Here is a 19790-nt window from a genome sequence, read left to right as displayed (position 1 = left end):
CGCGGCGCCCCTACGGTGCCACCGATCTTCGACCCGCGCCAGCGTCCGCTCCGGCCGACCCCGGTCGCGTCCGGTCGCGTCCGGTCCGGGCGGGCCGCGCGCCACAAAGATCATTAAGCGCTTTCCCCATTGGAAATGAGGCGTATTCGCTCGGAACGCTCCATCAGAAAGGGATTCGGCCTCCCCGCGCCGAGCGTGAGTGATCCGCTGCGACACGTCGCCGACCTGCGAGGGTTGGCAGGATCCGACAATCGCCTGACCACACTAATCACCCACAAAACGTTGCTTTTCTGCCCATACTTGGTGAATTCTTAGGGACTTCAGCCAGCCGTCACCTCGCGAACAGCGGCGCGGGTTCAGGCCCTGGGGGATCACCTATGACCTTGGACATGCGCATGCGCAACAACATGTTCCGCCGGCTGCCGGTCGAGCGGGCGACCGGGAGGCTCTACGGCGGCCGGCACCGGCTCCGCGTGGTCTACCGGACCCGCGACCTCGTCGTGCTCGGCCTCGGCGTCATGATCGGATCCGGCATCTTCAAGATCGCCGGCGAGCAGGCGTCCTCGACGGCGGGGCCCGGCGTGCTCGTGTCGTTCCTCATCGCGGGCGGCGTGTGCGTGCTGGCGGCGCTCGCCTTCGCCGAACTCTCCTCGATCATCCCGGTCGCGGGCAGCGCGTACTCCTTCAGCTACGTCGCGTTCGGCGAGGTCTGGGCGTGGGTCGTCGGCTGGGCGCTGATCATGGAGCTGCTGCTGGCCGCGTCGGTGCTCGCCCGGGTCTGGTCCCTCTACGCGACGCAGGCGCTGCACGACTTCGGGGTGCCGATCCCGGGCTGGCTCGGCGACCTGATCGGCCAGCAGAAGGGGCCGGACGTGTTCGCGTTCGGCATCCTGCTGCTGGTCGCCCTGATGCTCGCGGGCGGCAGCCGGATGAGCCTGAAGACGCTGTGGTTCATGGTGCTGGCCAAGGTCATCGTGATCGGGCTCGTGATCGCGACCGCGCTGAAGTTCTTCCACCCCGGCAACCTCACCCCCTTCCTGCCGCCCTCCCGGCCCGCTCCGGCGGGCGACAAGACGGTGCTGGACGCGGTGCTCGGCGCGGTCGGCGGCGGCACCCCGCACGTGTTCGGGACCTGGGGCATGCTCGCGGCGGCGCCCGCGATCGCCTTCGCCTACATCGGGTTCGACCTGATCGCGACGGCCTCGGAGGAGACCGACGACGCGCCCCGCAAGGTCCCGCGCGGCATCATCACCGCCCTGGTCACCGCGATCGTGCTGTACGTGGCGGTGGCGTTCGCGCTGGTCGGCATGATGGGGATGGACGGCATCGCCAAGCTGACCCCCGACAAGCTGCTGCTCGCCGCGGCCTTCGACTCGGTCGGCGCGGGCGCGATGGGCAAGATCGTCGACGTGGGCGCGATGCTCGCGCTGACCACCGTGATCCTGGTGCTGATGATCAGCCTGACCAGGGTGGTGTTCTCCATCTCGCGCGACGGCCTGCTTCCGCGCCCCCTGGCCGCGATGAGCCGCTACAAGGTGCCGTCCCGGGCCACGCTCGTCGCCGGCGGCGCGGCGCTCGTCATGTCGCAGACCATCGACGTGCTCACGCTGGAGCAGCTCGTCGTGATCGGCACCCTGTTCGCGTTCCTGTTCGTCGCGGCGGCGGTGCCGGCGCTGCGCCGCTCCCGGCCCGACCTGCACCGCCCCTTCCGGGTGCCCGCGGCGCCGCTGGTCGTCCTCCTGACGATCATCGCGGTGGGCTGGCTGATGCTGAACCTGAACGTCCAGACCTGGGGGTACTTCGCCGTCTGGATGGGCGTCGGGCTCGTCCTCTACATGGTCTACGGGCGCCGCAAGAGCCAGATGAAGCTCCTCCTGGACGCGCCGCCCGAGCGCCCGGTCGCCGCACGGCTCGCCCCGGCCCCTCCGCCCGGCATGGCGCCGCCCCCGGGGACGGCGCCGCTTCCCGGCCCGCGGGACGTCCACTCCTCCCCCGCGCCCTACGAGACGGGCGCCTGGCCCGCCGAACGGCGCCCCGGCGCGCCCGAGAGCCCCTACCCCACCGGCCGGTACTCGGCGGGACGGCAGCCGGGGGGCCAGTTCGCCCGCCAGCCCCGCCGTCCCGGACAGCGCGCCCCGGAGCGGTCCCCCTCCGCCCCCGGCGACGATCCGTACACGCTCGACCCGGGCGTCCCGGCCCCGTACGACCCCCGGGGCGGGCGGGGCCAGAGCGGAGAGCACCAGGAGCCGCCGCCCGGCGGCAGGCACCGCCGCTGAGGCCGCCTCGCGGAACTTCTGTTTTGTGAAGTTCCGCCGAACACCGACCCGCCGCACGACTCAGGGCGCCGCCCCCTCCCCGGGGGCGGCGCCCTCGTCTCGTCTCCGGAGCAAGGGACTGGACAGCGGCCCCGGTCCGGGTTATGTTCTTCTCAGGACGAGATGAACTCATCCTGAGACTTACTCAGGCCGAGATTGACGGGAGGCGGACGGATGGCCCCGGAACCGAGGCGGGACGAGAGCGGGTTCCTCGCGACCTACGACCCGCGCGACTACGACCCGGTCGCCGTGACGGTGGACGTGGTCGCGCTCACCATCCGCGACGACGCGCTCCACGTCCTGCTCGTACGGCGGGGGAACGCCCCCTACGAGGGGATGTGGGCGCTGCCCGGCGGCTTCGTCCAGGCGGGCGGCCCGCTCCAGGGCACCGGCGCCGAGGACCTGCCCGACGCGGCCGTCCGGGAGCTGGCCGAGGAGACCGGGCTCAGCGCCAAGGGCGGCGCGCTCGGCCGGGTCCATCTGGAGCAGCTCGGAACCTACGGCTCCCCCGGCCGCGACCCGCGGATGCGCGTGATCTCCGTCGCCTACCTGGCGTTCGCGCCCGAGCTGCCGGACCCCGAGGCGGGCGGCGACGCGGCCGACGCCGCGTGGGCCCCGGTGGACGCGCTGGGCCTGTCGGATTCGGGGGACCAGCGCCCCGGCACCACCCGCCGGCTGGCGTTCGACCACGCGCGGATCCTGTCGGACGGGCTGGAGCGGGCCCGCGGGAAGCTGGAGTACACCCCCCTCGCCACGGCGTTCTGCGGCGGCGAGTTCACCATCCCCGAACTGCGCTCGGTGTACGAGGCGGTGTGGGGCGAGGAACTGCACGCCGGCAACTTCCACCGCAAGGTCCTGTCGGTCCCGGGGTTCGTGGAGAGCACCGGCGCGACGTCCGACCGCGGCGGCCGGCGCGGCGGCCCGCGCCCCCGGCTCTACCGCGCGGGCGACGCCCGCCTCCTGCACCCCGCCCTGCTGAGGCCCAGCCGGGAGGAGGAGATCAGATGAGCGGAAGCGAACCGGGGGGTGTGGGGGGTCGCCCCCCACAGGGAGCACAGATGAGCGGAAGTGAGTTGGAGGACGCGCTGGCGCGGCTCGACCGGGCCCGCGGTCCCGCCGACCTGTTCGGCGGCGACGAGGCGGAGGCGGTGCGGCGCTACCGGCGGCTGGCCCGGCTCGTCCACCCGGACGCGGGCGGCGGCCGGACCGAGGAGGCGTTCGCCAGGCTGACCTCGCTCTGGCGCGCCTACAACCGCGGCGACGAGACGCTGATCACCACGCGCCGCCACGCCTACCGGCTGGAGGGCGATCCGATCGGCGGCGACCTCGTGCTGCTGTACGCGGCGCGCCCGGAGCCGGGCCGCGGGGTGCTGCTGAAGATGCCGCGCGACCCCGCCGACGGCGACCTGCTCGAACGCGAGGCCGTGGCGCTCCGGCAGCTCCAGAAGGACGGCGACGCCCGGTTCCTGCCGTACGTGCCGCGGCTCGTCGAGTCGTTCCGGCACCGGGACGGCGCCACCGGGACGCGGCGGCAGGTGAACGTGGTCGCCGCGCTGGACGGCTTCCACAGCCTCGCCGCGGTCGGGCGCGCCTTCCCGGACGGCGTCGACCCGCGCGACGCGGCCTGGATGTGGAGGCGGCTGCTCGCGGGCCTCGGCTTCGCGCACCGCGCGGGCGTCCTGCACGGCGCGGTGCTGCCCGACCACGTGATGATCCACCCGGAGGAGCACGGCCTGGTCCTGGTCGACTGGTGCTACTCCGTCCCCGGCTGCTTCGCGCACGCCGACCCCTCGGGGCGCGTCCCGGCGATGGTCGACCGGTACGCCGACTGGTACCCGCCCGAGGTGCCCGGACGGCAGGCCGCGAGCCCGGCCACCGACATCTTCATGGCCGCCCGGTGCATGACCGAACTGATGGGCGACAAGGTCCCGAAGGCGATGCGCTCGTTCGCGCGGGGCTGCATGCCGCCGGCGCCGAACCGGCGCCCCGCCGACGCCTGGCGGCTGCTGGCCGAGTTCGACGAGCTGCTGGAGCGGCTCTACGGCCCGCGCCGCTTCCGCCCCTTCCACATGCCCGCCACCCGCTGAAGGAGAGAATCATGGGAAGCGGAAACTGGTCCACCGACGTCTACGCCGCGCGCGCGAGCTACCGCGCGTCCACCGGCGCCAGCGCGTTCGCCTACTCCGACGGCGGCGCGACCGCCGTCCACCCCGACCTGGACCCGCGCGGCGTGACCGTCCGGGAGAGCCGGGACTCCGCCGACCACCCCGAGTCGCTCGCGATCGGCGTGCTGTTCGACGTGACCGGCTCCATGGGGACCGTCCCGCGGACGCTCCAGGCCAAGCTCCCCGACCTGCTGGGGCTGCTGCTGCGCAAGGGATACGTCGAGCACCCGCACATCCTGTTCGGCGCGGTCGGCGACGCGACCTGCGACCGGGCGCCGCTGCAGGTCGGGCAGTTCGAGGCCGACAACCGCATGGACGACGACCTCGGCAAGATCCTCCTGGAGGGCGGGGGCGGCGGCCAGATGCGCGAGTCCTACGAGCTGGCCATGTACTTCATGGCGCGGCACACCGCGATCGACTGCTTCGACAAGCGCGGCAAGCGCGGCTACCTGTTCATGATCGGGGACGAGCTGGCCTACCCGAAGGCGAAGCGGCGCGAGATCGCCAGGTTCGTCGGCGGCGAGCCGGACGAGGACGTGCCGATCGCGGAGCTCGTCCGCGAGCTCCAGCGCAGGTACGACGTGTACTTCATCATCCCGGAGGGCGCCTACCACTCCGGCAACCGCGAGGTGAAGGACTTCTGGCAGGAGCTGCTCGGCCAGAACGTCCTCTACCTGGACGACCTGGACGCCGTCTGCGAGACGATCGCGCTGACGATCGGGCTCGCCGAGGACGCCATCGACCTGGGCGAGGGACTGGGGCACCTGGCGGAGGCGGGCTCGGACGCCGGCGCCTCGGTGTCGCGCGCGCTCGCCCGGCTCGACGCGGCCCGCGCGCCGGTCGCGGTCTCCTCCACGCCGCCCGGCCTGGACGCCGCCGGCCCGTCCGCGACGACCCGGCTCTGAGCCATGGGCCACGTGATCGTCGTCGATCTCGGCTTCGGGGACGCCGGCAAGGGCACGGTCGTCGACCACCTCTGCCGCGCCGGTGCGGCAGAGGTGGTCGTGCGGTTCAACGGCGGCGCGCAGGCCGCGCACAACGTCGTCGCGCCGGACGGGCGGCACCACACGTTCGCCCAGTTCGGCTCGGGCACGTTCACGCCGGGGGTCCGGACGCACCTGTCGCGGTTCGTGCTCATCGACCCGCTGGCGCTCGCGGCCGAGGCCGACCACCTGCGCGCGCTGGGCGTCCCCGACGCGCTCGACCGGCTCACCGTCGACGGGGAGGCGCTGCTCACGACGCCCTACCACCGGGCCGCCAACCGCGCGCGGGAGTCGGCGCGCGGCGCGGCCCGGCACGGGTCGTGCGGGATGGGCATCGGCGAGACCGCGTCCTACGCCCTGGCGCACGACGACGCGCCGCGGGCGGCCGACTGCCTGTCGCCCGCTCGGCTGCGGCGCCGGCTCGCCGCCGTCCGCGACTGGTACCGGGACGCGTTCCCCGGCGGTGAGGACGTCCCCGGCGCCGACGCGTGCGCCGAGGCGTTCACCGCGTTCGCCGAGCGGGTGCGGATCGTCGGCGCCGGGCACCTGCACGCCCTGCTCCGCGCCGGGAACGTCGTGTTCGAGGGCGCCCAGGGCGTTCTGCTGGACGAATGGCACGGGTTCCACCCGTACACGACGTGGTCGACGACGACGTCCGCCAACGCCGAGACCCTGCTGGCCGAGGCGGGCGCGTCCGCGGCGCGGCTCGGGGTGCTGCGCGCGTACGCGACGCGCCACGGCCCCGGACCGTTCGTCACCGAGGACCCGGCGCTGACCGCGGACCTCCCCGACCCGCACAACGGCACGGGACGCTGGCAGGGCGCGTTCCGGGTCGGCCACCTCGACGCCGTGGCGCTCCGGTACGCGCTGGAGGTGACGGGCGGCGTGGACGGCCTGGCGGTCACGCACCTGGACGTAGCGGGGGCACGTCCAGACCTGCGTGTCTGCCATTCCTACGAGATGGACGGCGAACGGGTCGGGCGCCTGGAGGCGGGACCGCCCGACCTGGACCGCCAGGCCGCCCTCACCCGCCGCCTGCTGGCGGCGCGCCCGGTGTACACCCCGCTCGGCGACCCGGTGGCGACGATCGAGGACGCGCTGGGCGCGCCCGTCGTCCTGCGGTCCCACGGCCCGACCTCGTCCGACAAGCGGGCTGACCACTTCCGGACAACCATTGACCTGAGCGTGCGCTGAGACCAAGATCCCGCTAACGCCGCGGCTCTTCCGGAGGTGGACGTTGCGTCTCCCCCAGCGCACCCTGTCGGCAGTCGCGGCTCTCGCCGCGTCCCTCGCGCTGCTGTCCGGCCCGGCCGCCGTGCCGCCGGCCGCGGCGCAGGCCGGAGACGGCTGCGACCCGATCGACCCGGCCGCGTGCCTGCTGCCGTTCCCGAACGACTACTACACGGTCGCCGACGGCGGCACGCCCACCGGCCGCCGCGTCCACCTGCGCACGACGCTGAAGAACGCGCTCGGGGTGCCCGTGTCCCCGGCCGAGTGGAACCGCGCCGACGGCTTCTCCCCCGGATCGATGCTGCTCAGCCGCGTCCCGGGCCTCGACCTGGCCCGGACGGGCGCCGCGCCCGTCACCGACGTCGGCGCCTCACTGCGCGACGACGCCCCGATCGTCATCGTCGACACCGCGACGGGCGAGCGCTGGCCGTACTGGGCCGAACTGGACGCGAACGCGCCCGCCGACCGCCGCGCGCTGATCGTCCGCCCGGCCCGCAACTTCCGCGAGGGGCACCGCTACGCCGTCGCGCTGCGCGACCTGCGCGACGAGGCCGGCAACCCGATCCGGCCGAACGCCGCCTTCGCCAGGATCCTCGGGCCCGATCTTCCGGCGACCGACCCGCTCGCGGCGCGGCAGCGGGACGGCAGGCGGGTCCTCGCCGCGCTCCAGGCCCGCGGGGTCGGCCGGGACGGCCTGTACCTCGCCTGGGACTTCACCGTCGCGAGCCGGCAGAGCCTCACCGGGCCCGTGCTCCGCATGCGCGACGACGCGCTGCGCGATCTCGGCGACCGCTCCCCCTCGTTCCTCGTCACCCGGGTGGCCGACGACGTGGACGACAAGATCGCCCGAGAGGTGAAGGGGATCGTCTGGGCTCCGAGCTACCTCGACCAGTACGGCGGGCTGCCCGGATCGGCCCTGCACCGCGGCGCGGACGGCATGCCCTCCCGGCTGCCGGGCAACTCCCAGGCCGTGCCGTTCCAGTGCGAGATCCCGCGCTCGGCGCTCACCCGCCCCGCGCGGCCCGCCCTCTACGGGCACGGGCTGCTCGGCGGCGAGGGCGAGGTCGACGCGGGCAACGTCAAGGCGATGGCCGCCGAGCACGGCTTCGTGTTCTGCGCGACCAAGTGGATCGGCATGGCGGACGAGGACGTCCCGAACGTCGTCTCCGCGCTCGCCGACCTCACCCGCTTCCGGACGGTCGCCGACCGCCTCCAGCAGAGCCTCGTGAACTTCACCTTCCTCGGACGGGCGATGACCCGCGGGTTCGCCGGGAACAAGGCGTTCCAGAACGACGCGGGCGCGCCCCTGATCGACGCCGGGGCCGAGCTGACCTACGACGGCAACAGCCAGGGCGGCATCATGGGCGGCGCGCTCACCGCGGTCTCCCCCGACGTGCGCCGCGCCGTCCTCGGCGTCCCGGCGATGAACTACAGCACGCTGCTCAACCGCAGCGCCGACTTCCCCCAGTACGCGAAGGTCCTCGACCTGTTCTACCCGGACAGGCTCGACCAGCAGATCGGCCTCGCGCTGATCCAGATGCTCTGGGACCGGGGGGAGGCCGACGGGTACGCCTGGCACATGACCGACGACCCGCTGCCGGGCACGCCGAAGCACCGCGTGCTGATGCACGTGGCGTTCGGCGACCACCAGGTCGCCCCGGTCGCCGCCGAGGTCGAGGCGCGCACGGTCGGCGCCCGCGTCCACGCGCCGGCCGTCGCCCCGGGCCGCAGCCCGGACAAGGCGCCCTACTGGGGCATCCCGACGTTCGGCTCGTCCTACGACGGCTCCGCCATGGTCGTCTGGGACAGCGGCTCACCCGTCCCGCCGCTCACCAACACGCCCCCCACCGAGGGCCGCGACCCGCACTCGGACCCCCGCAACAACGCCGAAGCGCGCCGGCAGAAGGCGGTCTTCCTCACCACCGGCACCGTCGTGGACGTGTGCGGCGGGGGACCCTGCGTCATCACGCCCTGATCCCGACCTGAGATGATCGGGTCCATGCTCCAGGTCTGCCCGAACGGAAGCCGGACCGAGGGCGTTCCGACGTCCCCGGAGGAGATCGCAGCCGCGGTCCGCGCCGCGGCCGACGTCGGGGCGCGGGACGTCCACCTGCATCCCAAGGACGACGCGGGCGCCGACACCCTGGAGGCGCCCCGGGTCGCCGAGACCCTCGCCGCCGTCCGCGCCGCGACCCCGTCGATCCCCGTCGGGGTGACCACCGGCGCCTGGGCCGCGCCCGACCCGGTCGAGCGCGCCGCGCTGGTGCGCTCCTGGACCGTCCTGCCCGACCACGCCTCGGTGAACTTCCACGAGGAGGGCGCCGAGCTGGTCGCCGAGGCGCTGTTCGAACGCGGCGTCGCCATCGAGGCGGGGATCTTCTCCGGCACCGACGCGGCGGCGCGGTTCCTCCGCTGGCCGCACGCCCACCACGTGCTGCGGATCCTCGCGGAGGTCACCGACACCGACGCGGAGACCGCGACCGACACCGCCAAGGCGCTGCTGCGCGACCTCGGCACGCGCCTGTCGCGGCCGATCCTGCTGCACGGCGAGGACGGCGGCGCGTGGCCGGTGCTGAGGCTCGCGGTCAGGCTGAACCTCGACGTCCGCATCGGGCTGGAGGACACCCTCGAACTGCCCGACGGCTCTCCCGCCGCCGACAACGCGGTCCTCGTCCAGACGGCCCGCGCCCTCCTCCTGCCGTAGGCGCCGCCGGACCCCGGCGTCAGGAGCGCGGGTTGTGGCCGGCGGCGTCCAGGCGCGCCCAGCCCGCCTCCCACAGCTCGTCGCGGTGCCGGTCGCAGCGGCGCCGCACGAGGGCGTAGGCGATCAGGACGGGCAGCGCGCAGCCGAGCACGGTGGCGCCGGCCGCGTACGCCGCGTCGGTGACGGTGCGGCTGTGCGGGCGGGGCCGGACGGTCGGCTCGCCCCGCCGGTCCACCCAGATCGTCCGGCGCCCGCCGACCCTGGCGTCCTTCCAGGCGGGCAGCGACCCGGCGTGGAGCCTGCCGTCCGCACCGGGCCAGCTGGCCTGGACGGTCTCGTGGATGTAGCGGTCGCCGGAGGAGCCGAGGCCACCGGTCGAGGTGACGGTGGCGACGACCCGGTGGCGACCGGCCCGCTCCGCGTTCTCCGCGCGCGTCCCCGCGGAGTAGGACAGGGACGCGGTCCAAGCGGCGAGCGGCGGGGCGGCGCCGAGCAACAGCAGCAGGAGGCCGAGGGCGACCAGCCGCTGGACGCGGTCCACCGGGCGGCGCAACTCGCTGCGCTCCAGGCCGAGACGCCGGCGCAGCCTGGTGAGCGGCGTGCCTCCTCGGCCGATGCCGGACCTGCGCATCTCCGTTCACCTCCCCGGGGTGTGCCCTCCCGGCAAGAGGCCTTTAGCCATCTTCTCCCAGGATATTCCCGCGCTCGCTGATCGGCACATCACCGGTGGCCGAATCATCTCCACTTTCCGGGCCGATATGCGGGGCCGAAGACCTGATCCGGTCGTCGGCCGGGACCGCCGGACGCGCGTCCCGCCGTGCCCCGGCGGCCAGGGCGAGCAGCGCGCCGAGCAGGCACATCCCGGCGGTGATCCAGAAGATCTCCCGGTATTCGGTCCGCAGCGCGTCCTGGAGGGCCGCGTTGTAGATCTTCATCTGCGCCGCGAACTCGCCCTTGGACATCAGGAACGGCAGCGGCGGCCTCAGGTCGGCCGTGAGGGCGTGGAACCGGTGGAAGCCCCACGCGGTGAGCGCGGAGATCCCGAGCAGCATCCCCATCATCCGCGCGACGACCACGGCCGCGGACGCGACGCCGTGCCGCGCGGCCGGGACGAACGCCAGCACCGCCGACGAGACCGGCGCGATCACCAGGCCGAGGCCGAGCCCCGTCACGACGAGGTCGACGTCCATCCTCGGCAGCGGGCCGTACGACGCGCCCGCCAGGTCGGCGGGCCAGCCGGCGATCAGCAGGTAGCCGCCGGCGGAGACCGCCATCCCCACGGCCATCGGCCACCGCTCCCCCACCCGCCGCGCGACCAGGCCGCCCGCCACCGCCGCGACGGGCAGCGCCACGAGGAACCGCGTCAGCAACAGCGCGCCGTCCGTCGCGTCCTTGTGCAGGACGGTCTGCGCGACGAGCACGACGTCCACGAGCGTCACCATCAGCGCCGCGCCCGACAGCAGGCTCACGCCGAGCGTCGCCAGCAGCGGTCCCCGCCGCACGCCCGACAGGTCGAGCAGCCGCGTCCTGGACCTGATCTCCCACAGCACGAACACCGCCAGGACGACGGCGCCCGCGCCCAGCGTCGCCGGTCCCCACGGGGGCAGGGCGGACTCCTGCGGCTCGGGGTTGTAGACGGCGGCGACCAGCAGGCCGAGCCCGAGAGCCAGCAGCAGACCGCCCACGACGTCCACCCCGGGCCGCGCTTCCCGTGGGGGGACGACCCCCCGGTTCGCTTCGCTCGTCTCTGCTTCCCGTGGGGGGACGACCCCCCGCACCCCCCGGTTCGCTTCGCTCATCTCTGGGCCGGACCCCCGCCCGCCCGGCACCGCGACCTGCACGGCGACCATCGCGACCGCCACCAGCGGCAGGTTGATCCAGAAGATCGCCCGCCAGTCGAGCGCCGCCGCGATCCCCGCCCCGTACAGCGGGCCGAGCACGCTTCCCAGCTCCTGCGCCGCCCCCACGGCGCCGAGCACGACCGGACGCTGCCGCTCCTCCCAGAGGTCGCCGGCCAGCGCCATCGTCACCGGCAGCAGCGCGCCGCCCGCGACGCCCTGCACGACGCGTCCTCCCGTCAGCACCGGAACGCCGTGCGCCAGGGCCGTCACCACCGATCCGGCCGCGAAGAACACCAGGCACGCCTGCAGCACCGGCCGCCGCCCGAACCGGTCCGACAACTGCCCGAGCAGCGGCATCGCCGCCACGTACCCCAGCAGGAACCCCGTCAGGACGGGCGTCACCCGCTCCAGCCGGTTCACCGGGATCCCGAGGTCCTTGACCACCGGCACCAGGATCGTCGTCACGACGTAGGCGTCGAGCGCGGCCAGCAGCACCACCGCACCGCCGGCGCCGATCGCGACCCGGCGACGCCCGCTCACCGCGGCGCGCTGATCTTGTACGGGGCGTCGAACTCGGTGAACCGGATCGTCACCGACCCCTGGTCCTTGGGGAACGCCCCCCGGACCTTCAGCAGCCGGTGGTCGGCCTTGCCCACCCAGACCTGGCCGTCCATGTCCTCGCCGATGCCGGGGATCAGGCCCGCGACCTCCTCCTTGGGCAGCTTCGCCGCCACCCGGTAGGCCTCCTTGCCGTCCACCTTCTCCACGGCCTCGGGCGACGGCTCCCGCGCCGACGTCAGCAGCTTCGCGATCCCCCGCTGCGGGTCCAGCACCGCCGACGGGTCGTACACGCTCGCCGCCAGGCCCTTCGGCAGCTTGCGCCACCCGCCCGTCCCGGCGTCCAGGTAGATGCTGTCGCCGACCGCGACGACCTTCATCTCGACCTTCTGGCCCTGCTGCTCCACCGCCAGCGTCCCCTCCGCGTCGCCACCGCGGAGCAGCTTCATGTCGCCGCCCTTCACCATGACCGGGGTCTTGCCGTCTGACTCCAGGGTGAACGCGACGCTCTTGAGGCTCCCCATGGCCTGCGCGGCCTGCCGGAGGGTCTGCGCGGCGTCGAAGTCGGCCTTCTTCGCGGGCCCGCCGGACCCGCCGTCACAGGCGCCGGTGAAGACCAGCGCGAGCAGGACGGGCACGAGAGCGAGGATGCGTCTGGGCATACGCGGGACCCTACCGACGGGTACCGGCACCCGTCACTCGGTAGGAGGTATGACATCCCACCCCCTCAGGTAGGACATCGCGGTTCCAGGACTTCGGCTTTCGCGGTGGCCCTCGCGAAACGCCCGCCGCTAAGATTGCACCCGGCGACGCCCCGGCCGGTCCGGGGACACGCCTGGGGCGGTAGCTCAGCTGGTCAGAGCAGGAGACTCATAATCTCCCGGTCGCGGGTTCGAGTCCCGCCCGCCCTACGCACGGCGGTGCTCCGCTTCGGGAGCGGGGCCGGCCCCTCGGGGGGCCCTACGCGGGCCACTCCGGGCGGCGCTTCTCCAGGAACGCCGTCATCCCCTCCTGCGCCTCCGGGGTCTGGCTGGACGCGGCCATCACCTCGATCGCGTAGGCGTAGGCGTCCTGCTCGGGGCGGTCGAACTGGGCGTACATCGCCTGCTTGCCGAGCGCCTTGCTGCGCGGGCTGCCCTGGGTGGCGCGCCGCAGGAGGTCGTCGACGGCCTTGTCGAGCTCGTCGTCGGGGACCGCGTAGTTGACCAGCCCCCACTCCGCGGCCGTGGCCGCGTCGACGACCTCGCCGGTCAGGGCCATCTCGGCGGCGCGCTTGCGGCCGACGTTGCGGGAGATCGCCACCAGGGGCGTGTGGCAGAACCAGCCGCCCTTGCCGCCGGGCGCGGCGAAGCCCGCGCTCCGCGCGGCGACGGCGAGGTCGCAGCTCGCCACGAGCTGGCAGCCGGCGGCCGTCGCGAGGCCGTGGACGCGGGCCACCACCACCTGCGGGACGGACTGGATCGTCCGCACCAGGTCCGTGCAGACCCGCAGCAGGTCGCGGACGTCGGCGTGGGACCCGCCTGCCATGTCGGCGAAGTCGTGGCCGGCGGAGAAGACCGGGCCGTTCGCGGCGAGGACCACGCCGAGGGCGTCGGTCCCCCCGGCCTCCCGGAACGCCCCCGTGAGCCGGAGGAGGAAGTCGCGGGAGAGCGCGTTGCGGCGGCGCGGCCGGTTCATCGTGATCGTGGTGAAGGGGCCGTCGCGGTGAAGGAGGACGTCGTCGTCTTCGCTCATGTTCCCGACGTTACGTCAGACCCTCGTCGTACGGTGGTCCGGCGTCCACGAGCCGAGGGGGGCATGGCCTTGAAACTTCTCACCGCCACCAACTCCAGCCAGGGATTCCGCGGCAACGACTTCGACTGGTGCGTCGAGGGCGAGCTGGTCCACATCGGGACGGTGTGCGCCCGCGACCGCGACGACCCCGACGGCGGCTGCGGGTGCGGCCGCTCCTTCGCCGGGCTCAACTCCCATCGCGCCACGACCACCGCGATGGTCCGCGAGATCCCGGGCTTCACCGACGCCGACTACGTCCTGGCCATCCGCTCCAGCCTCGAACAGCAGGGCTGCGACCCCTCCTTCGCCGAGCACGAGGCGGCCCTGCTGCGCTGCCTCGTGCGCGACTGGCCGGTGGGGGTGGTCGTCGAGCGGCGGCTGGATGAGATCGTGGTACGGCAGGTCGTCCAACCCTAGTTTCGGAGGTGCGCGATGCTCGTCGCGTTCTCGGTCACCCCGCTCGGCGCGGGCGAGGAGGTCGGCGAGCTCGTCGCCGAGGCGGTCCGGGTGGTGCGGGCGAGCGGCCTGCCCAACCGGACCGACGCCATGTTCACCACGATCGAGGGCGAGTGGGACGAGGTGATGGCCGTGGTGAAGGCCGCCACCGACGCGGTCGCGGCGCGGGCGCCGCGGGTGAGCCTCGTCGTCAAGGCCGACATCCGGCCCGGCGTGACCGGCGCCCTCGACGCCAAGGTCGAGTCGGTGGAGCGCCGCCTCAGGTGAAGCAGGCCCGCGCGCCCTTCTCGCCGCCGCGCGAGAAGGTGCGCAGGCGCTGGACGGCCGAGCCGTGGTCGCCTGGCCTGGTCCAGGGCGCCCGGTCGCCGATGACCTCGAAGGCGTCCACCAGCTCCTGCTCGTCGCCGTCCTCGAAGCGCAGCGTGCCGTCGTCGGACGAGCCGTAGAGGGCGGCGCCCGCGAGGCAGTCGGCCCGCAGCTCCGCGGCGGGCGACACCAGGCCGCGCCGGAGCCTGTTCTGTACCGCGTGGCCCCACTCGTGGGAGATCACCAGGTAGACCCACGCGTCGCCGCGCGCGTAGCCCGACCGCATCAGGTGGGCGTCCCGGGTGACGAAGTCGCCGGACGGGCAGTAGGCCGCGTTGTCGGGTTCGAACCGCTCGCCCCCGCACACCGGCGCTGAGGACGGGTCATACGCGCGCGGGCCCCGGAAGGGACGAACACCCGCCCGAATCGGCCCGCACTGTGCTCCCCGCACAACCCGAACGACGTTCGATTGGACGCCCGCCCCGTCTTGCCCGCGGCCCGTGGACGCAGGTCGGGGCCCCGTGCTGGGGTGCCGGTCACACGAACTTCTGGAGGGGCGCATGGCGAACGGGACCCTCGCGGTCCGCGGGCTGTCGGTGAGCTACGGGCGGGCGGTGCGGGCCCTGCGCGAGGTCTCGCTGGACGTCCCGGCGGGATCGGTCACGGCCGTCCTCGGCGCGAACGGGGCCGGCAAGACGACCCTGCTCCGCGCGATCTCGGGCACGCTGCCGTTCCACCGCGGCGCGGTGGACGCGGGCACGGTGAGGCTCGGCGAGCGGTCCCTCGTGGGCCTGCACCCGGCCACCGTCGTGGCGGCCGGGGTCGTGCAGGTCCCGGAGGGCCGCCGGGTGTTCGGCCGGCTCAGCGTCGAGGAGAACCTGCGGGCGGGCGCGCTCGGCGCGCCGAGCAGGTCCGACGCCGCGAAGGCCCGCGGGCGGGTGCTCGCGCTGTTCCCGCTGCTGGCGGAGCGGGCGCGCCAGCGCGCGGGGCTGCTGTCGGGCGGCGAGCAGCAGATGCTCGCGATCGGGCGGGCGCTCATGGCGTGCCCGGCCGTGCTGCTGCTGGACGAGCCGACGCTCGGACTCGCGCCGATGATGGCCGAGCGCATCGCCGAGACCGTCCGGGAGATCAACCTTCAGGGCACGGCGATCCTGCTGATCGAGCAGAACGCGGCGCTGGCGCTGGAGCTGTCGTCGTCCGCGCACGTGCTGGAGGTCGGCGCGGTGACGCTGCGCGGACCGTCGGCGGAGCTGGCGGCGAGCGACGAGGTCAGGCGCCGCTACCTCGGCGTCGGCGGCGAGGACGCCGAGGCGCCCGAGGCCGGGGACGGGCCCTCGCTGGAGCGGTGGTCCGGATGAGCGGGGCCGGACCGGAGGCGGGCGAGCTGCGCGTCAGCGGGCTCACGGTGCGGTTCGCGGGGCTGACCGCCCTGGACGGGGTGGGCTTCACCGTCGCGCCCGGCAGCGTCCACGCGATCATCGGGCCGAACGGCGCGGGCAAGTCGACGTGCTTCAACGTGCTCTCCGGCGTCTACCGGGCGAGCGGGGGCAGCGTGCGGTTCGCCGGGGCGGAGCTGACCGCGCTGCCGCCGCACCGGATCGCGGCCCTCGGCGTCGCCCGGACGTTCCAGAACATCGCGCTGTCGCGGCACCTGTCCGTCGAGGACAACCTGATGCTCGGGCGGCACCGCCTCACCCGGGCCGGGTTCGCCTCGGCGGGCCTGCGGATGCCGCGGGCGCGCCGGGAGGACGCGCGGCACCGGGCCCGCGTCCGCGACATCGCCGCGTTCGTCGGCGTCGGCGAGCACCTGGCCGCGCCCGTGGGCCTGCTGCCCTACGGCGTGCGCAAGCGGGTCGAGCTGGCCAGGGCGCTCGCGATGGAGCCCCGGCTGCTGCTCCTGGACGAGCCGGTGGCCGGGATGAACGGCGCGGAGCGGCGGCGGATGGCCGAGGTCATCGCCCGCGCCCGCGCCGACCTCGGCCTCTCGGTCCTGCTCGTCGAGCACGACATGGGGATGGTCATGCGGCTGGCCGACGAGGTCACCGTCCTGGACTTCGGCAGGCGCATCGCGGGCGGCGCGCCCGCGGCGGTGCAGCGCGACCCGGCCGTGATCCGCGCCTACCTCGGCGCCGCGCACGCGCCCGCGGGCGCCCCCGAATCGGAGGGAAATCCTTGAGCACGTTCATCGAGCTGGTGGTCAACGGGGTGTCGGCGGGGTCGGTGTACGCGCTGATCGCCCTCGGCTTCGTGATCATCTTCCGGGCCACCGAGGTGGTCAACTTCGCGCACGCCTCGCTGCTGCTGGCGGGCGGCTACGTGACGGCCGTGCTGCACGACGACATCGGGTTCCTGCCGGCGCTCGGCGCGGGCGTCGCCGCGGCGGCCGCCGCGGGCGCGCTGGTGGAGCTGCTGGTGCTCCGGCGCGCCCGGGCGGAGGACCGGTCCGTGCTGGCGATCGTCACGATCGGCGTCGACATCGTGCTGACCACCGCGCTGACCCGGGAGATCGGCACCCAGGTGCTGTCCCTCGGCGACCCGTGGGGGGACAGGGTCGTCGAGATCGCGGGCGTCGGCGTCGCGCAGACGCGCGTCGCCGCGTTCGTGACCGCGGCCGCCCTGATCACCGTGTTCCTGCTGGCGTTCCGCTTCACGCCCTGGGGCGTGGCGATGCGGGCGGCGGCCGAGGACGGCGAGACGGCCGCGCTCATGGGCGTCCGGCTGGGCCGCGTGTCGCTCGCCGCGTGGGCGATCGCCGGCGCGCTCGCGGCGGTGGCGGCGCTGTTCCTGACCGTGTTCCCCACCCCCGGCCTCGACCGCGCCACCTCGTTCGCCGCGATGAAGGCGTTCCCGGCGGCGATCCTCGGCGGTCTGGACTCCACGACGGGCGCGCTCGTCGGCGGCCTCGCCGTCGGGCTCACCGAGTCGCTGGTGACGGGGTACCAGGGCGAGCTGGCGTTCCTCGGGCGCGGCATCGGCGACGTGGCGCCGTTCCTGGTGATGCTCGCGGTGCTGCTCGTCCGTCCCGCCGGGCTGTTCGGGACGAGGGAGCTGTCGCGTGTCTGACCCCCGGATCCGGCTCGCGGCCGCCGCCGCGTCCACCCTCGTCCTGCTGGTCCTGCCGTTCTACCTGGACGCGTTCTGGCTGCAGACGGGCCTGTTCGCGATGTCGGCGGCGATCGGCGCCATCGGCCTGAACCTGCTGACCGGCGCCACCGGGCAGCTGTCGATGGGGCACGCCTTCTTCCTCGCGGTCGGCGCGTACGGGTACGTCTACCTGGCGTCCGGCTCCGGGCCGCGGCTCGCGGGGCTCGGGCTGCCGACCCCGCTGGCGTTCCTCGGCGCGATCGTGCTCGCGGGCGTCGCGGGCGGGCTGTTCAGCCCCATCGCCGGACGGCTGCGCGGCACCTACCTCGGCATCGCGTCCCTCGCCCTGATCTTCATCGGGCAGCACCTGCTGTTCAACGCCGAGAGCGTCACCGGCGGGTTCAACGGGCGCGACGTCCCGCCCCTGGAGATCGCCGGGTTCCGCTTCGACGACGCCCCGGAACTCGTGGTGTTCGCCGTCCCGCTCGGCGCGCTGGAGCGGCTGTGGTTCCTCGCCGTCGCGCTGCTGGTCCCGGCCGTGTGGATCGCGCGCGGCATCCTGCGCGGACGGCCCGGACGGGCCCTCAACACCATCCGCGACCACGAGGTCGCGGCGGCGGTGATGGGCGTCCCGGTGGCGCGCTACCAGGCCGGCGTGTTCGTGCTGTCGTCGATGTACGCGGGCGCGGCCGGGGCGCTGCTCGCGCTGGCGTTCCGGCGGACCGTCCCCGACTACTTCGGCATGTTCCTGTCCCTGGACTACCTCGCCATGATCGTCATCGGCGGGCTCGGCACCGCGGCCGGGGCCGTCGCGGGCGCGGTGTTCGTCTCCGTCCTGCCCCAGCTCCTCACCCGCTACGGCGACGACCTGCCGCTCGTCGCCGCGCCGGGCTCGGGCGGCGTCTCCCCCGCCGAGGCCGCCCGGATCCTGTACGGCGCCGCCGTCGTCGCCGTCGTGCTCTTCCTCCCCGGGGGCCTGGCCGGGACGTGGACGCGGCTGCGCACCGCCGCGTCCCGGCGCCGGGCCTCCCGTCCCCTCACCCGATTCGAGCAAGAGGAGCAACCGATTTGAAGCGCATAGCAAGGTCCGGGGCGGTACGTCTCGCCGCTGCCGCGCTGGCCGTGGCCCTGCCCCTGGGCATGGCGTCGGGCTGCAGCGGCAAGGCGTCCGGTGGGTCCGGCGGAACCGGTGCGGACGGGGTCAAGACCGGCCCCGGCGTCACCGACGGGACGATCCGCGTCGGCGTCGAGACCGACCTGACCGGCGTGTACGCGCCGCTCGGCAAGAGCCTGACGCAGGCGCAGCAGATGTACTTCGAGCAGCTCAACGCCCAGGGCGGCGTCTGCGGGCGCAAGGTCGAGCTGGTCGTCCGCGACCACGGCTACGACGTGCAGAAGGCCGTCGCCGGGTACAGCGAGATGCAGTCGAGCGTCATCGGCATCGCCCAGTTCGTCGGCTCGCCGATGGTGACGGCGCTCAAGGGCCGCATCACGTCCGACAAGATGTTCGTCATCCCGAACGCCTGGTCGACGACGCTGCTCGGCAGCCGGTACATCCAGGTCACCGGCACCACCTACGACATCGACATGATCAACGCCCTGGACTTCCTCACCCGGGAGAAGGGCATCGCGAAGGGCGACAAGGTCGGGCACGTCTACTTCGAGGGCGACTACGGCGAGAGCGCGCTCGCCGGAGCGAAGTACGCGGCGGGCGAGCTCGGCCTGACGCTCGTCGAGCAGAAGATCAAGGCGACCGACAACGACATGTCCGCCCAGGTCGCGGCGTTGAAGAGCGCGGGCGTCAAGGCGATCCTGATGAGCGCCGGGCCGCGGCAGTCGGCGTCGCTGGCGGGCCTCGCCCGTGCCAAGGGCATGGCGGCGCCGATCGTGGCGAGCAACTCCGGGTTCTCCCCGCAGCTCCTGCAGACCGCGGCCGCGCCCGCGCTGCTCAAGGACTTCTACCTCGCCAGCGCCGGCGCGCCCGTCTCGTCCGACCTGGCGCCGATCAAGAAGCTGGCGGACGACTACGGGAAGAAGTACCCGGGGCAGCCGCGCGACAGCGCCGTCGTCAACGGGTACACGGGCGCGGTCATCTTCGCGGACGCGCTGAAGAAGGCGTGCGCGGCCAAGGACCTCACCCGCGAGGGCCTGATCACCGCGCACCGCTCCACCACCGCCCACGACGGCGGCTACGGCACGCCGATGGACTTCTCGAAGGTGGACGAGCCCGGCACCCGCAAGACCTACATCCTGCGGACGGACGCCAAGGCCGTCGGCGGGCTGGTCGTCGAGCGGCAGCCCATGGAGTCGGAGGCGGCCGAGAGGTACAAGGTTCCCGCGGGCGCCTGAGGACGGCCGGGACGCGGGGGCCCCGG

19 protein-coding genes and 1 tRNA gene are annotated in these 19790 nt (G+C 74.1%); 15 read left to right on the top strand and 5 right to left on the bottom strand.

Annotated features, from left to right (window positions below; genetic code table 11):
• Window positions 1-377: 377 nt before the first annotated feature.
• From BKA00_RS02400 to BKA00_RS02370, 7 genes are all read left to right on the top strand, one after another.
• A complete protein-coding gene (locus tag BKA00_RS02400) occupies window positions 378-2276 on the top strand; it encodes an APC family permease (RefSeq protein WP_268248189.1) in 1899 nt (632 codons plus the stop codon).
• 213 nt (window positions 2277-2489) lie between these two features.
• Complete coding sequence (locus tag BKA00_RS02395) at window positions 2490-3323, top strand: NUDIX hydrolase (protein ID WP_185023366.1); 834 nt, start codon at window positions 2490-2492, stop codon at window positions 3321-3323.
• Window positions 3324-3373: 50 nt separating this feature from the next.
• Window positions 3374-4402 (top strand): molecular chaperone DnaJ, encoded by a 1029-nt coding sequence (locus tag BKA00_RS02390; protein WP_185023365.1) that lies wholly within the window; start codon window positions 3374-3376, stop codon window positions 4400-4402.
• An 11-nt stretch (window positions 4403-4413) separates the two neighbouring features.
• A complete protein-coding gene (locus BKA00_RS02385) occupies window positions 4414-5385 on the top strand; it encodes a hypothetical protein (RefSeq protein WP_185023364.1) in 972 nt (323 codons plus the stop codon).
• A gap of 3 nt (window positions 5386-5388) precedes the next feature.
• The gene (locus BKA00_RS02380; protein WP_185023363.1) at window positions 5389-6657 is read left to right on the top strand and encodes an adenylosuccinate synthetase; all 1269 of its coding nucleotides are present in this window, start codon (window positions 5389-5391) and stop codon (window positions 6655-6657) included.
• Between the two features lie 43 nt (window positions 6658-6700).
• Entirely contained in the window at window positions 6701-8668 is a 1968-nt protein-coding gene (locus BKA00_RS02375; RefSeq protein WP_185023362.1) for a hypothetical protein, read from the top strand.
• A 24-nt stretch (window positions 8669-8692) separates the two neighbouring features.
• Window positions 8693-9397 (top strand): 3-keto-5-aminohexanoate cleavage protein, encoded by a 705-nt coding sequence (locus BKA00_RS02370; RefSeq protein ID WP_185023361.1) that lies wholly within the window; start codon window positions 8693-8695, stop codon window positions 9395-9397.
• 19 nt (window positions 9398-9416) lie between these two features.
• Here the strand turns inward: BKA00_RS02370 and BKA00_RS02365 are convergent, their stop codons facing one another.
• Genes BKA00_RS02365 through BKA00_RS02355 form a run of 3 tightly spaced genes read right to left on the bottom strand, consistent with a single transcriptional unit; the run spans window position 9417 to window position 12458 of the window.
• Entirely contained in the window at window positions 9417-10028 is a 612-nt protein-coding gene (locus BKA00_RS02365; protein WP_185023360.1) for an Rv1733c family protein, read from the bottom strand.
• Between the two features lie 43 nt (window positions 10029-10071).
• Complete coding sequence (locus BKA00_RS02360) at window positions 10072-11778, bottom strand: MFS transporter (protein ID WP_185023359.1); 1707 nt, start codon at window positions 11776-11778, stop codon at window positions 10072-10074.
• The gene (locus tag BKA00_RS02355; RefSeq protein ID WP_185023358.1) at window positions 11775-12458 is read right to left on the bottom strand and encodes an LppX_LprAFG lipoprotein; all 684 of its coding nucleotides are present in this window, start codon (window positions 12456-12458) and stop codon (window positions 11775-11777) included. The genes BKA00_RS02360 and BKA00_RS02355 overlap by 4 nt, the downstream gene beginning before the upstream one ends.
• Window positions 12459-12633: 175 nt before the next feature.
• Here BKA00_RS02355 and BKA00_RS02350 point away from each other — a divergent pair.
• A tRNA-Ile gene (locus BKA00_RS02350) sits at window positions 12634-12707 on the top strand.
• A 49-nt stretch (window positions 12708-12756) separates the two neighbouring features.
• On the opposite strand, the gene BKA00_RS02345 is transcribed toward BKA00_RS02350, so the two are convergent.
• Complete coding sequence (locus BKA00_RS02345) at window positions 12757-13530, bottom strand: enoyl-CoA hydratase-related protein (RefSeq protein WP_185023357.1); 774 nt, start codon at window positions 13528-13530, stop codon at window positions 12757-12759.
• A gap of 63 nt (window positions 13531-13593) precedes the next feature.
• On the opposite strand from BKA00_RS02345, the gene BKA00_RS02340 reads away from it, so the two are divergent.
• Together BKA00_RS02340 and BKA00_RS02335 are read left to right on the top strand one after the other, a co-directional pair.
• Entirely contained in the window at window positions 13594-13986 is a 393-nt protein-coding gene (locus BKA00_RS02340; protein ID WP_185023356.1) for a DUF7715 family protein, read from the top strand.
• Window positions 13987-14001: 15 nt separating this feature from the next.
• Window positions 14002-14292: an MTH1187 family thiamine-binding protein gene (locus BKA00_RS02335; RefSeq protein WP_141577257.1), complete on the top strand. Its 291-nt coding sequence runs from the start codon at window positions 14002-14004 to the stop codon at window positions 14290-14292.
• Here the strand turns inward: BKA00_RS02335 and BKA00_RS02330 are convergent.
• The gene (locus BKA00_RS02330; RefSeq protein WP_185023355.1) at window positions 14285-14698 is read right to left on the bottom strand and encodes a neutral zinc metallopeptidase; all 414 of its coding nucleotides are present in this window, start codon (window positions 14696-14698) and stop codon (window positions 14285-14287) included. The genes BKA00_RS02335 and BKA00_RS02330 overlap by 8 nt on opposite strands.
• Before the next feature lie 193 nt (window positions 14699-14891).
• Between BKA00_RS02330 and BKA00_RS02325 the strand changes: the two genes are divergently transcribed.
• Genes BKA00_RS02325 through BKA00_RS02305 form a run of 5 tightly spaced genes read left to right on the top strand, consistent with a single transcriptional unit; the run spans window position 14892 to window position 19764 of the window.
• Window positions 14892-15689 (top strand): ABC transporter ATP-binding protein, encoded by a 798-nt coding sequence (locus BKA00_RS02325; protein WP_185023354.1) that lies wholly within the window; start codon window positions 14892-14894, stop codon window positions 15687-15689.
• The gene (locus BKA00_RS02320; protein WP_185023353.1) at window positions 15686-16507 is read left to right on the top strand and encodes an ABC transporter ATP-binding protein; all 822 of its coding nucleotides are present in this window, start codon (window positions 15686-15688) and stop codon (window positions 16505-16507) included. The genes BKA00_RS02325 and BKA00_RS02320 overlap by 4 nt, the downstream gene beginning before the upstream one ends.
• Window positions 16504-17394: a branched-chain amino acid ABC transporter permease gene (locus tag BKA00_RS02315; protein ID WP_185023352.1), complete on the top strand. Its 891-nt coding sequence runs from the start codon at window positions 16504-16506 to the stop codon at window positions 17392-17394. Before BKA00_RS02320 ends, BKA00_RS02315 begins: the two co-directional genes overlap by 4 nt.
• A complete protein-coding gene (locus tag BKA00_RS02310; protein WP_230298508.1) occupies window positions 17387-18487 on the top strand; it encodes a branched-chain amino acid ABC transporter permease in 1101 nt (366 codons plus the stop codon). Before BKA00_RS02315 ends, BKA00_RS02310 begins: the two co-directional genes overlap by 8 nt.
• Complete coding sequence (locus BKA00_RS02305; RefSeq protein ID WP_230298509.1) at window positions 18484-19764, top strand: ABC transporter substrate-binding protein; 1281 nt, start codon at window positions 18484-18486, stop codon at window positions 19762-19764. The genes BKA00_RS02310 and BKA00_RS02305 overlap by 4 nt, the downstream gene beginning before the upstream one ends.
• The last annotated feature ends 26 nt before the right edge of the window (window positions 19765-19790 follow it).

The organism is Actinomadura coerulea (genome assembly GCF_014208105.1).
GTDB classification, from domain to species: domain Bacteria; phylum Actinomycetota; class Actinomycetes; order Streptosporangiales; family Streptosporangiaceae; genus Spirillospora; species Spirillospora coerulea.
This window is presented reverse-complemented; position numbering and strand designations above follow the sequence as displayed.

What these genes read in the sequence shown, in the direction of transcription:
- BKA00_RS02385 (WP_185023364.1), top strand. Translation starts at nt 4,414, where the DNA reads ATGGGAAGCGGAAACTGGTCCACCGACGTCTACGCCGCGCGCGCGAGC.
- BKA00_RS02370 (WP_185023361.1), top strand. Translation starts at nt 8,693, where the DNA reads ATGCTCCAGGTCTGCCCGAACGGAAGCCGGACCGAGGGCGTTCCGACG.
- BKA00_RS02395 (WP_185023366.1), top strand. Translation starts at nt 2,490, where the DNA reads ATGGCCCCGGAACCGAGGCGGGACGAGAGCGGGTTCCTCGCGACCTAC.
- BKA00_RS02355 (WP_185023358.1), bottom strand. Translation starts at nt 12,458, where the DNA reads ATGCCCAGACGCATCCTCGCTCTCGTGCCCGTCCTGCTCGCGCTGGTC.
- BKA00_RS02335 (WP_141577257.1), top strand. Translation starts at nt 14,002, where the DNA reads ATGCTCGTCGCGTTCTCGGTCACCCCGCTCGGCGCGGGCGAGGAGGTC.
- BKA00_RS02320 (WP_185023353.1), top strand. Translation starts at nt 15,686, where the DNA reads ATGAGCGGGGCCGGACCGGAGGCGGGCGAGCTGCGCGTCAGCGGGCTC.
- BKA00_RS02325 (WP_185023354.1), top strand. Translation starts at nt 14,892, where the DNA reads ATGGCGAACGGGACCCTCGCGGTCCGCGGGCTGTCGGTGAGCTACGGG.
- BKA00_RS02400 (WP_268248189.1), top strand. Translation starts at nt 378, where the DNA reads ATGACCTTGGACATGCGCATGCGCAACAACATGTTCCGCCGGCTGCCG.
- BKA00_RS02380 (WP_185023363.1), top strand. Translation starts at nt 5,389, where the DNA reads ATGGGCCACGTGATCGTCGTCGATCTCGGCTTCGGGGACGCCGGCAAG.
- BKA00_RS02365 (WP_185023360.1), bottom strand. Translation starts at nt 10,028, where the DNA reads ATGCGCAGGTCCGGCATCGGCCGAGGAGGCACGCCGCTCACCAGGCTG.
- BKA00_RS02340 (WP_185023356.1), top strand. Translation starts at nt 13,594, where the DNA reads ATGGCCTTGAAACTTCTCACCGCCACCAACTCCAGCCAGGGATTCCGC.
- BKA00_RS02390 (WP_185023365.1), top strand. Translation starts at nt 3,374, where the DNA reads ATGAGCGGAAGTGAGTTGGAGGACGCGCTGGCGCGGCTCGACCGGGCC.
- BKA00_RS02345 (WP_185023357.1), bottom strand. Translation starts at nt 13,530, where the DNA reads ATGAGCGAAGACGACGACGTCCTCCTTCACCGCGACGGCCCCTTCACC.